The organism is Paenibacillus sp. LK1, from assembly GCF_002750415.1.
Lineage (GTDB): Bacteria > Bacillota > Bacilli > Paenibacillales > Paenibacillaceae > Paenibacillus > Paenibacillus taichungensis.
On record NZ_PEII01000007.1, the window covers coordinates 28,040 to 40,562 of the forward strand.

The 12,523-nt window shown below is 48.6% G+C and carries 10 protein-coding genes; 1 reads left to right on the forward strand and 9 read right to left on the reverse strand.

Going from position 1 to position 12,523, the window contains the following annotated elements:
• Positions 1 to 46: 46 nt before the first annotated feature.
• Together CS562_RS16490 and CS562_RS16495 are read right to left on the reverse strand one after the other, a co-directional pair.
• Positions 47 to 727 (reverse strand): CidB/LrgB family autolysis modulator, encoded by a 681-nt coding sequence (locus CS562_RS16490; protein ID WP_063567333.1) that lies wholly within the window; start codon positions 725 to 727, stop codon positions 47 to 49.
• Positions 724 to 1,095, reverse strand: a complete 372-nt coding sequence (locus tag CS562_RS16495; RefSeq protein ID WP_063567332.1) for a CidA/LrgA family protein — start codon at positions 1,093 to 1,095, stop codon at positions 724 to 726. Before CS562_RS16495 ends, CS562_RS16490 begins: the two co-directional genes overlap by 4 nt.
• Positions 1,096 to 1,252: 157 nt before the next feature.
• On the opposite strand from CS562_RS16495, the gene cidR reads away from it, so the two are divergent.
• Positions 1,253 to 2,137, forward strand: coding sequence for a cidABC operon transcriptional activator CidR (cidR, locus tag CS562_RS16500; protein ID WP_076287434.1), 885 nt, complete (start codon positions 1,253 to 1,255; stop codon positions 2,135 to 2,137).
• A 192-nt stretch (positions 2,138 to 2,329) separates the two neighbouring features.
• Here cidR and gcvPB read toward each other — a convergent pair whose 3' ends face one another.
• Genes gcvPB through CS562_RS16535 form a run of 7 tightly spaced genes read right to left on the reverse strand, consistent with a single transcriptional unit; the run spans position 2,330 to position 12,397 of the window.
• Positions 2,330 to 3,898: an aminomethyl-transferring glycine dehydrogenase subunit GcvPB gene (gcvPB, locus tag CS562_RS16505; RefSeq protein ID WP_099857281.1), complete on the reverse strand. Its 1,569-nt coding sequence runs from the start codon at positions 3,896 to 3,898 to the stop codon at positions 2,330 to 2,332.
• A gap of 27 nt (positions 3,899 to 3,925) precedes the next feature.
• Entirely contained in the window at positions 3,926 to 5,326 is a 1,401-nt protein-coding gene (gene gcvPA, locus CS562_RS16510) for an aminomethyl-transferring glycine dehydrogenase subunit GcvPA (protein ID WP_099857283.1), read from the reverse strand.
• A gap of 47 nt (positions 5,327 to 5,373) precedes the next feature.
• A complete protein-coding gene (locus tag CS562_RS16515; RefSeq protein ID WP_099857285.1) occupies positions 5,374 to 6,156 on the reverse strand; it encodes an SDR family NAD(P)-dependent oxidoreductase in 783 nt (260 codons plus the stop codon).
• Positions 6,149 to 9,280: a beta-galactosidase, LacZ type gene (gene lacZ, locus CS562_RS16520; protein WP_099857683.1), complete on the reverse strand. Its 3,132-nt coding sequence runs from the start codon at positions 9,278 to 9,280 to the stop codon at positions 6,149 to 6,151. Before lacZ ends, CS562_RS16515 begins: the two co-directional genes overlap by 8 nt.
• A 31-nt stretch (positions 9,281 to 9,311) precedes the next feature.
• Positions 9,312 to 10,124: a carbohydrate ABC transporter permease gene (locus CS562_RS16525; RefSeq protein WP_076287438.1), complete on the reverse strand. Its 813-nt coding sequence runs from the start codon at positions 10,122 to 10,124 to the stop codon at positions 9,312 to 9,314.
• Positions 10,124 to 11,110, reverse strand: a complete 987-nt coding sequence (locus CS562_RS16530) for a carbohydrate ABC transporter permease (RefSeq protein WP_063567326.1) — start codon at positions 11,108 to 11,110, stop codon at positions 10,124 to 10,126. Before CS562_RS16530 ends, CS562_RS16525 begins: the two co-directional genes overlap by 1 nt.
• A gap of 24 nt (positions 11,111 to 11,134) precedes the next feature.
• Positions 11,135 to 12,397 carry an ABC transporter substrate-binding protein gene (locus CS562_RS16535; RefSeq protein WP_099857287.1) on the reverse strand — a complete coding sequence of 421 codons (1,263 nt, stop codon included), beginning with the start codon at positions 12,395 to 12,397 and terminating at the stop codon, positions 11,135 to 11,137.
• Between the last annotated feature and the right edge of the window lie 126 nt (positions 12,398 to 12,523).

A 12,523-nucleotide genomic window follows, 5' to 3' on the forward strand; every position in this document is an offset into this window, starting at 1 on the left:
TTTAATACAACAATAATATTTCAAGAAATAGGGTTAATTCCATCTATTATGGGAAAATAAGTTTAGATAGCACGGGTGCAACCGCTAATGTGAACAATGCGGCCAGTACCATGGAGATACTGGAGATGGTTCCTGTCAGTGAACTGAGCTCAAAAGCCTTGGATGTGCCTGTTCCGTGGGCACCGGTTCCAAGCAGCGTTCCACGCGCAATCTCGCCATCAATACGCAGCATTTTCACAATGGATGGTCCCATTATTGCCCCCAGCAGACCTGTCATGATGACAAAAACCGCCGTAACCGCCGGAATGCCTCCAATAGTCGCCGATACATTCATGGCAATAGGGGTCGTGATCGATCTCGGGATCAGACTATGAATGAGTCCGGAGTCCAGGCGCAACCACTTGGCGAGCAGGGCAGAAGAGAGGACCGCCACGACGGAACCCGTCATAACGCTGAAGACGATCTCGGAAATATGTTTTTTGAGTACATGGAAAAACGTATAGAGCGGTATGGCAAAGGCCACCGTTGCCGGTTGAAGCAGCAGACTTAGCCATTTACCGCCACTGCTGTAAGCTGCGTAATCCGTGCCTGTTGCGAGCAGCACACCAACGACAAGAAGCGGCGTAATCAGCAGCGGAGACAGATACACTTTGGGCAGGTTGCGATACATGCGTTTGGCGACCAAGTAAATACCGACGGTTAACAAGAGACAGAGGAATCCAATCATCCGGTGTGACGCTCCTTTCGTTTGGCGATTCGGGTGGCAACAAGGCCTGTGCAGGCCATGACCAGGAACGTGCTAAGCAGAACAATAAACAGAATTTGCAGTCCGTCTTGCTCCAGCATGGGCATGTAGTTCATAATGCCAACGGCTGACGGGATGAAAAATAGCAGTAACTCACCGAGCAGCCAGGCAGCCCCAATTTCGATCCAGCGCAGCTTCACGACCCGGGTCTGAAGCAAAATGAACAGCACGATCATACCGAGTATGGAACCTGGTACAGGTAGATGGAGAGCACGGGCCAACTGGTCCATGAGCAGTGAAAAGGCCATCAAGAGCGCAACTTGCAAAATGCCAAGGCCCCATTTCTTCACTTCAATCCCTCCTTGTATAATGAACGTGATGATTTTGAGTTGTTTATGAAAATGATTCACTTGATATCACAAATTTTACATCGCATTCTTTCATGAGTAAAATGCATATTAAGAATGTTTACCATTCCATTTATCTATGAGAGATGGGGATCAGACGATGGATATCCGCCATTTGCAATATTTTTTGGAAGTTGCTCGGCAGCAAAGCTTCACCAAAGCGGCCGAAGTGCTGTTCATTACACAACCGACGATTAGCAAAACCGTCAAAAGCTTGGAAGACGAATTGGGCGTAACGCTGCTGGATCGTTATGGCAAGAAGGTAGCGTTAACGGATGCAGGGCATGTCTTTTTTCGGCAGGCGCTGGAGATTGAAAAGTCATTTCGCAGCTTATCGTCCGAGCTGGACGACCTGATGAATCTGAAGAAAGGACACCTTCGGATTGGTTTGCCACCGATGATAGGTTCAAGCTTTTTTCCGATGATTATCGGTGAATTTCATAAAGCTTACCCACAGGTAACCATTCAGCTCTTCGAGGACGGTGCCAAAAAAGTAGAGGCCGATGTGATTAGTGGTGCACTGGATATTGGTGTCGCCGTTCTGCCTACTGTGGATGAACTTGTGGACCACTTTGTTTTTGTGGAAGAGAAACTGAATCTGATCGTACATCCTTCACACCCGCTTGCGAGCAAAGAGTCTGTCGCGCTGCGCGAGCTGGAGCATGATGCATTTGTGCTGTTTCGGGAAGATTTTGCGCTGCATGACCGGATTATCGCCGCCTGTCAGCATGCGGGGTTCCAGCCTCGGGTGGTGTATGAAAGCTCCCAGTGGGACCTGCTCAGTGCGATGGTAGCGGCCAATCTGGGCGTGGCATTGCTGCCAGAAACGATCTGCCGTGAGGTGGATCATATGCGTGTGCGCATTATACCTGTGATGGAACCTGTGATTCCGTGGCAGCTCGGCATGATTTGGCGGAAGGATCGATATTTATCCTTCGCAACCCGGGAGTGGATCGGATTCACACAGTCCATGCTGAGTGAATAGGAAATCGGTATAAATGGGGAAGAGGGGACGGGATAAATCGTTATCTTAACTCCACTGAAAGCTATAGAATCATTAAAAAGACCCTCAACACGTGTTGAGGATCTTTACTTTATCGTCTATTTGTAAAACGAGTAATATTAATACTCCTCTATATGAACAATAAGAGTAGCTACAGCGTACATGCTAATGCAGTTAATGAAGCTCTGGCTGTGTTTTTTTCAAATATGCACGCCAGGTAATACACCATTGTTTTGGGTCGTCCAAAGAGGATTCGTCATTGCGATGCACCGTGCTGTTATGCGGAGCTGATTTGACGATATCTGGTTGAGTATAGGCTTCATTCGAGATATGCTCCAGCGCATGGATATATTCGTCGAGATCTTCCTTGGAATAGGATTCCGTTGGCTCCAGTGTGAACGGCTGTGGAACAATATACGGGTGATGAGAGGTCCAGTAATGCAAGCCAAAATCACACATTCTGCGCGTAATATCCTCCGTCGTCACTCCAGTCTCATCCGTGAGCTGTTTCCAGCTGTAGCGTACCTGTTCCAAACGGCGTCCTTGGACATACGGGGCACTCGCTCCACGTATTTGAACAATTTTATGATATAGATAGTTGTTATTCAGCACCGCCACCTGGGCGACATCTTTCAGACCGTCCGGTCCGAGGCTCATAATCCAGGCGTAGGAGCGGAGTACAGTTTGGGCTACACCGTGAAAACTCCGTACTTTACCGATGCTGACTTCCGTTTGATCTCTCAAAATATAACGTCCGTCATCTTCCTTATCCACCAAAGGGCCAGGCATGAAATTCTTCAATTCTTCCGTCACACCGAGAGCGCCCGTAGCAGGACCGCCGCACATATGGGGCGCAGCAAAGGTTTTGTGAAGATTGAAAAAGCACATATCAAAACCCGCTTCCTTCGCTCGTGTAATCCCGAGCAGGCCATTGGCGTTAGCCTGATCATAGTAGCAGACACCACCAGCTTCGTGCACCACATCCGTAAATTCGCGGATACGATGATTGTAGATGCCTGTGTCCTCTGGGTTAGCCACAACAAATCCGGCAGTCCGCTCGGAGACAACGTTCTTCAGCTTCTCAAGGTCCGGGAATCCATCCTGGTCTGGATGCAACGTAATAATCTTATATCCCTTCACGGCAGCTGTAGCAGCTTGTGAAGGATGAGAGAAGATCGTTGTAATGATCTCATCACGTTGTTCACCTTCACCGCGCGAATCATGATAGGCGCGAACGATGGAGGCCATAGCCAGAAGTGCTTGGGTTCCGCTACTTGGCTGAAAGGAGAACGCATCCATACCGGAAATCTCTCGCATTGCCAAATCAAGATTGTGGAATATCTCCAGCATCCCCTGAACAGAATCCACATCCTGCAGCGGATGAAGCTCGGTCATACGTGGATTGCGGATAAGCATTTCGTTGATCCGTGGAATATATTTCATCGTGCAGGTTCCCTGACCAATCTCCACGTTCATATCCGATCCCAACGTTTCCTGGGATAATCTCAGATAATGCCGCAGTACCTTTGCCTGCCCGATTTCAGGCAAAGCGGGAACAGTGCGCCGCCACATGGATGCCGGTATGTTGTCTTCTGCGGAGCCCACTTCAGCAGCTACAGCCGCTTCCGTTCCCGGTGGAACGACACCCCGCTCTCCGGGCCGGTGAAGTTCAAAGATAACGGGCTCATCCCATTTAGCTTGATGAAAATTACGAACCTTATGATCTCTGCGAATCCGTTTCATGGCATTCAGTCCTCCTCTATATGATCGTTATGATGTGCTGACAATGGAACGAAGAGTATCGACGAGTCGGTCCAAATCGGCCTGGGTATGCGTTTCCGTGACGCAGTACAGTGCACATTGACCCCATGATGGGTAGGATAATGACAGATTCTTACCACCGAAAATTCCTGACTCCATTAATCTCTGGTTGATCTCCTCAACGGTTAGACCCGTATCATTAAAATCAACAACAAACTCTTTGAAGAAGGTGCCATTTTCGAAGCGGAGTGACACACCTGGAATTCGTGATATCTGTTTCGCAGCGTAATGCGATTTCTGGATAATAGTGCCACCAACCTCCTGCATTCCGGCAGGACCGAGGAGGGCCAGATATACTCCTGCTGTAATGCCCCATAATGCGGTCTGGGTTCCTACCGATTCCTTACCTTTCTCCCGAAGAGCGAATGATGTACGTTCATAGGCAACGTCTCCGAAGCCGTATTCGCCTTCCACTTCGGTTGGCACGATGCCAAATAACCGGGAAGGGTATTCCATGACGTATTTTTCCTCATCACGTGTTGCAATGAAGCCAGCCTGCCCACCGCCAAAGTTCATATGCATACCCAGCGGCTGTAAATCTCCGCAAATGATATCGGCCCCGTAATGGCCCGGAGGCTCCAGAACTCCAAGTGATATGGGATCAACACCTACAATGGAAACAGCATTTATCTTGTGAGCCAGTTCAGATATCTCAGCCCCCTGATCCTCAATGATTCCGAGATAACCGGGATTTTCAAAATAAATCGCCGCCGTATCGTCACTTAATTTGCTGCGCAGATCATTCAGATCCATTCGTCCTGTTACCTGATCGATGTCAACATACTGAATATCCATAACTGGAGTACAGTAATTACGAATAATCGCCGCCTTATCCGGGTCTACGGAACGCGGGAGCAGCACGATTTTGCGCCCTGTAATACGCCCCGCCATCCGAATCGCGGTGGAAGCCGCCTGAGCCCAGTCAAAGGTTGGAACATTCACGACATCCATGTCCACGAGCTCGGCAAGCAGGCTCTGATATTCGAATAGGGCCTGGAACCGACCATGGTCTTCGTAAGGTTCACCGGCATAGGCCGTCACGAATTCAGAACGCTGATTGATCTCATCGCATACAGCCGGGATGAAATGCTGCCAGCATCCTGCACCCAGAAAATTAAGATAATCTCCACTGTGCTTGTTTTTCGCTAACAGTCCGTCAATATGTCGGCGCAGTTCATACTCGTTCATGGCTGGCGGAAGGTCCATCTCCCGCTTCAGCTTCAGGCTGTCAGGGATTGCGTCGTGGAGTTGCTCCATAGACGTTAAACCAATCTCTTTCAGCATCGCGTCCCGGACCTCCGGAACGGTATTTGGGATATAGGGATGGGCATATGTTTTGTTGTCAGCCACAATTAACGCCTCCGTTCATATGTTGGGAAAATGTAATTCTTATCGTCCTAAGCGATTCCGCCTCCGTCAACAACGAGAACACTGCCTGTTACCCATGAGGATAAATCACTCGCTAGGAACAATACGGCATTCGCGATATCACGCGGTGTACCTAGACGCTCCAGCGGTCTGCCTCCTGCAGAGGCAACCAGAAATGCTGACTCATCCTGCTGCAGCTGCTTCGCTTCGTCACGCAGGAGAGGTGTATCCGTATCCCCTGGTGATACACAGTTGACTCGAATGTTCGCCGCTCCATGGTCGATAGCCATGGCACGTGTCAGATTGACAACGCCTGCCTTTGCTGCGCAATAAGCTGCTGCGCGGTCTCCACCTTTCAGTCCCCAACCTGAGCCTGTGTTAATGATGCTGCCTCCGCCGCTAGACTCCATAATGGGAATTACATATTTAGAAAGGAGAAAGACACCTTTGAGTGAGACATCTAGTACAAGATCCCAGTCTCTTTCATCCAACTCGGTAACCGTTTTGCGGCGAATAACCCCTGCGTTATTGAACAGGACATGAATTCCTCCAAGAGTCGATTTGATCTCTGAAGCTGTGCGTTCACAATCTGCGGCAGAGGTCACGTTGCAGCAGTAAAAGCTGGCCTGACCTCCCTGTTCACGGATACTGGCGACTGCCTCGTTACCCGCAGCCTCATTAATATCAATCAAGACAGCATGTGCCCCGAAGCTCGCCAGAAGCTCAGCGGTGGCCAGCCCAATGCCTGATGCCCCACCAGTAACGACGGCTACCTTGCCAGATAAATTCAAAACGTCCTGTGTATTAAGCATCTTTATCTTCCTCCATTTCATATTGCATCGCTTCTGTACTCATTCGGCGGCTCAGCCTTTCAGGAGAGCTATCCTCCGCCATATACGCCTGAAGCAAGATGCGGAACCGGAACGCTTCCGGTTTAACTGTATTCTCAGGCGACTGTGCTGGGCCGCAGCTATTACTTCCCAGTCCGTTCTGTCGGTAATCCAGATTCAGAGTAATGAAATCACGAGGTGCCAAATCGCTCATATGCTGCGCCTTCTCCAGATCACCATCCGTGTAACGTCTAGCACTGAAATCAAGCGTTGGCGCTCCTGCCGCCAGCAGACCGATTCCTGCTCCATCGGCAATCGAAACCCATCTTACATCTGTCCGATTTCCATTCTCTTGGGGATAAATATACGACGTGAACAATCCATCTACACTGCTCTGATATACGCCGAAGCGTCCGGCCTCCCGGCTATCCGAATAGCTCTCTCCCGGCCCACGGCCATACCATTTCACGCGATCTATATCACCGGGAACTTTCATCTGAAGACCGATTTTCGGGAGCATAGCAGGTGGTGTTCCTTCCGGCATTCCCTTCACATCTATAATGATTAGTCCGCCTGCAGTAACCGTATAGGACGTTTCACAGCGGAAGCCCCAATCGTAGACAGGAGGTGCTATGCGTGAAGTCCAAGTCATACGCACAGATGTTTCAGTCAATCGATTCCAGCGGAAGTGATCTATTCGCTCGGTCAGTCGATCGAGGTGTGCCTTGCGCCAATCCGGGAGCACATACATATCGTTATCAATGGGAGCACGCCAGAAATTCAGTCGTGGTCCATGTTGAATGAGTTCCTTTCCGTTCAGGTGAAGTGAGGTGAACCCTGCACGTAGACGATTAAAAGAAATACGGAAACTGTCATTCGTAAGGATTAGCTCTCTCCCTTCTTCGGAAACTGACAACTTCTGCTCTACAGACAGCAGGGATGAGGGAGATACGGCTGAGGTGGAATGATTCGGCAGTGCAAACTGCGCCCAAGCCACCTCATGCCCCTGTTCCGCCCAAGCGCAGTCTGCTGCCAGCGTAAATCCGACATTCAGCCACATCTCCGTACCCGGCTCAAGATGAATCGACTGTTGATCTGTTAAATTCAAATGTGGAATCAATACGTTTGCGCTATCACCCGGACCAATCTGAGGAAGTACGAGTGCACCACTGTTTATGGTTCTTCCATCAGCCGTGACGCTGTAGTGAATCTGCAGATGATCTAATGTCACAAAGTCATACCGGTTCGTTACGCGAATCTTTCCTGCGTCTATCATTTCGACCCGTACAGGTTCGATGATTTTCTTATATTCAATGAGTCCCGGAGAGGGGGTGCGGTCTGGGCGAACCAGTCCGTCAATAACAAAATTACTGTTATTCGGTACATCCCCGTAATCTCCACCGTAAGCGTAGTCAGCCTTGCCATCGATTGATTTTCTGCTAAGCCCATGATCGATCCATTCCCAGACAAAGCCGCCTTGAAGACGCCGATAAGCATCAAAGGTGTCAAAATACGTCCGTAACCCTCCGGGTCCATTACCCATCGCATGGGCAAATTCGCATAGAATATGCGGTTTCGGATGATCGGTTAGCTGGCCGAATCCTTCCATTTTCTCCACCGAAGAATACATCGTGCTCACCACATCACATACTTCCGCTTCACGGTCTTCTTCATAATGGATAAGACGTGTGGAATCATTGGCTTTGCACCACTCAGACATCGCACGGAAATTGCAGCCGAAGCCCGATTCATTGCCAAGTGACCAGAAAATCACGGAAGGGTGATTCTTGTCGCGCTCCACCATACGGCGGATGCGGTCAACATAAGCATCCTTCCAAGCGGGGTCATCGCTAAGCCGTGAAATATTACCCAGCGGCTCAAAGCCGTGCGTCTCCAGGTCCGTCTCTTCCATAACGTATAACCCATACTCATCACACAGATCATAGAACCGCGGGTCGTTCGGATAATGTGCTGTCCGCACCGCATTGATATTGTGCTGCTTCATCATTTGAATATCTTCGAACATGGTGGTTACCGTGACGGTTCGTCCCGTATCTGGATGGTGGTCATGCCGGTTTACTCCTTTGAGAAGGATCGGTACTCCATTCACCAAGAACTGTCCATCCTTGACTTCCACACGGCGGAACCCAACTCGCTGGGCAATCGTTTCTATAACCTGATTCTTCGAATCAACCACTGAAATGATCAGATGATATAAATAAGGAACTTCAGCATTCCATAAAAAAGGCTTCGCCACAGGCAGATTGAACTCGACACTTGCAGGATGGTTTAGATTCTTCTCAGCAGACAGGATCTGCTCGCCAACGTTATTCAGCAGTTGCAACTGTACCTTGCCCTGAACTTCTTCTCCATCCAGATCTAAGCGGACCGACAGTACCGCATTGGTAAACTCTGTATCTAGCTCCGTTACAATTCGATAATCTGTAATACGGGATGCTGAAGGCTCGGAAACCAGATAGACATCCCGGAAAATGCCACTCATCCACCACATATCCTGGTCCTCCAAATAACTACCGTCAGACCACTGGTATACCCGGACCGCCAATCGGTTAACTTCCGCCCGAAGGAAAGGGGTCAGATCGAACTCTGATGTCAGGCGGCTGCCTTGGCTGTAGCCGACAAATGAACCATTCAGCCATACATGAAAGGCGCTATCTACACCGTCGAACTTAAGTGAAACAACTCTTCCGTCCCAATGGTCTGGCAGCGTAAATTCCCTTATATAGCTGCCCGTTGGATTATCATTAGGTACATGAGGAGGATCAACAGGGATTGGGTACTCGAGATCCGTGTAATGCGGATTTCCGTAGCCTTGCAACTGCCAGTGGCCAGGGACACGAATATCATCCCAACCTGAGGTGTCATATTCATTTTGATAAAAATCCGGGGTGGCCAGATCTGGCCCCTCAGCAAATTGGAACTTCCAAATACCGTTCAGCGATTTGAACCATGGAGAGCTTCCTCTGTCATAGCTCAGAGCACTTTCTTTATTGGAATGAGGAATAAAATAGGAGCGACTCTTCGCACGGTTTCTCTCCAGCACGCTGAGGTTATCCCAGTCGCGCTCAATGTTCATAACAGTCATGATCGTCATTCCTTTCCTCTATCTGTGTGTCCTATCCTTTAATACCTGTCGTGGCAATTCCGCCGACAATGTAACGCTGGGCGAAGAAGAAAATCGCAAGTGGCGGAATCGAAATTAAGCAGGTGATGGCCATGATGGATTGCATATCAACACCGTACATGCCCTTAAATTGAGATAGGCCTAGCGTTAACGTATATTTCGTCTGATCATTTAGGAAAATGAGAGGCCCCAGATAGTCATTCCAACAACTCATGAACTGGAATACGGAGACCAGGATCAGCGAAGGTCCCATTAGCGGTACGATGATTCGCAGTAGAATCGTCATTTTACTAGCGCCGTCAATTGTCGCTGCTTCATCCAGCTCCCGAGGGAGGGTCATAATGAACTGCCGCAACAAAAAGATATAATAGGCAGAGCCGAACCACGATGGAATAATCAGCGGTTTGAGTGTGTTAATCCAACCCAAATAGTTAAACTCCATATACTGCGGAATCATCGTTACTTCCCAAGGGATCATCATGGTAGCCAGAACGACAAGAAACAGGAAATCACGACCCTTGAACTGGAATCTGGCGAAGCCGTAAGCGACGAGCGTACAGGATATCAGCTGACCCAGGGTGGATAAAACCGTAACGATCAGCGTGTTTTTCAAAAATAAATTAAAGGGCTGGATGTTCCATGCTTCTGCGAAGTTACTGAATTTCCAGACGGATGGAATCCATTTGGGAGGAAACAGATAGAGCTCCTGCGGTGATTTCAGTGCCGTGGTTACCGCCCAGAACAGTGGGGCGATGAACAGCAGTGAGAACCCAATCAGCAACGTGTATGCAACTATTTTTTTCATCAGGACCGCCCCCTTGTACTGGCCTTAAGTTTCTTCTGCGGCTGCTTTTTCATTTCACCTTCATAGAACACCCAGGCTTCCGAAGATTTGAATACCAGAAATGTCAAGGTAAGCACGATCAGAAACATAAACCAGGCGTTGGCGGCAGAGTAACCCATCTTAAAGTATTTGAAAGCGTTCTCATACATGTACATCGCATAGAAATAGGTTGATTTCATTGGCCCGCCTCCCGTAAGTAGCAGGGCGAGAGTTAACTGCTGAAATGCTGCAATAATTGATGTGATGAGATTGAATAGAATTGTTGGCGTAATCATCGGAATGGTTACACTCAAGAACTTTCGGATTTTACCTGCTCCGTCGATTGATGCCGATTCGTACAAGTCCTTAGGAATGCCTTTAAGTCCAGCTAGGAAAATAAGCATCATCGATCCTTGTCCCCAGAGGCTGGCAACGACCATTGCAACAAGCGACCAGTTTGTATCATTCAGCCAATCGGGTCCCTGAATGCCCAGGACAGACAAGAAGTAGTTCAGAATTCCATAGTCTCCGCTGTATACCCAGGACCAGATCATAGCAAGCGCAACACCTGAAATTACAGAGGGGAGATAAAATGCCGTACGGAAAATGGCGCTTCCTTTAACCCTTTGGTTGAGCAGCATGGCAAGTCCGAGTGCGACTATAATATTGAGCGGAACGAAGAGGGCTGCAAATTTCAGTGTGACAAATAAAGATTTCCAAAAAAGTGGATCATTCGAAAACATCTCTACATAGTTGTCTAGCCCGATAAAAGTTACCTTACCGACGATTGGCCAATCAAAAAATGAAATGACCAATGAGAACAGCAGGGGGCCTAAAGTGAAGAAAACAAATCCAAATATCCAAGGGAAGATAAAGAGGTAGGGTGCAAGCCCACCCCATCTACGTTTTTTCAAGGCCTTAAGGGTAGCTGTCGGTTCTGATGTATTCTGCAGGTAGGTCTGAGCCATCTCCTAACCTTCTTTCTACAAGTGTTATTTCAAATATCGTTCGCTGTCCTTAACCGCCTGATTCAGCGCTTCTTGGGCATTGCTGCCGTGCATAACTGCTTCCACTGCAGCCGACAGCTGTCGGTTCACTTCATTCCACTTCGGATTGAGTAGAAATGCAGGTGTATTGTCCGAACGCTCAAGCATGGTGTAATAAGGTTTGTAGAGCGGATCTTGATCCTTCTTGAGTTCGTTTACAACACTTTGTCGTACTGGCAGGTCAGCAACACGCATTTTGATCGATTCATTAGAAACATAAAATTTAACGAATTCCCATGCCAGATCTTTGTTCTTGGAGTCTTTGGCAATAGACAGGGCAGATTCTGCAAGTACACCTTTAACCGGTTTGCCTGGAAAAGCCGGAATTTCGACCGTACCTACATCAACTCCCGCTTGTTTGAATGATTCGAGCGGCCAGATTCCGCTTTCCCACATGGCGATCTTACCGCCTTTAAAGATATCATCACCGCTTTGCTGGCCTTTACCACCTGTGAGCACGGCAGTGCCGTCCTTCACCATATCACCAAACATTTGGATAGCTTCAGCGGTTTCTTTACTGTTCATGTAGCCTTCGATGGTTCTACCATCCGGGGAAATAAAGGAGCCACCGTTGCTCCAGACAAAGCCCTGCAAGTCATACGTATCATTCTCGGCACGTGCACCGAAACCGTACTGCTTCTTAGATGGATCCGTCAGCTTTTTAGCGATATCCTGGAAATCGCTCCATTCCCATCCGTCTTTAGGATAAGGGACACCCGCAGCATCAAAGAGCTTTTTGTTATAATAGACGACACGAGTCGTGAAGCCTGCGGGAATGCCGTATAGCTTATCGTCAATTTTTCCGTAGTTGAACAATCCTTTGTAAAAATCATCTATCTTCAGGTCTTTATCTTTTTCTGCGAAGCTATCCAGTGGTTCAAGAGATTGATGGTAAGTAGGGAAGTCCCACATGTACATGACGTCTGGCGGGTTGCCCGCTCCAAAGCCTGCGGCAAGCTTCTGGTCAAATCCGTCCGCATAGGCCTCAACCTGCACCTTAGTACCGGGATGTTCTGCTTCAAACTTCTTGGCGATATCCTGCTCAATTTTGAGCGCGTCTCCCGTATCCCAGGTTGCAAAACGAAGCGTCTTCGTCTGATCCGAACCGCCGTTCTCCGGATTGGCTGTTCCAGCGTTACCGCTGCATGCAGACAGTATAGATACCATCAGCGTCGTTGCAAGGACAATGTGTGAAATTCTTTTTTTCATATTGTCAGCTCCCTGTCAGTGAGGTTTATAATAATTGAACCGCTTTCATCGTAACGCGAATGAAAGCGGTTCAAAACGTGTATCTATTCGAATGTTGTTGTGATTTTGTTCGAATTATTGAAGCAG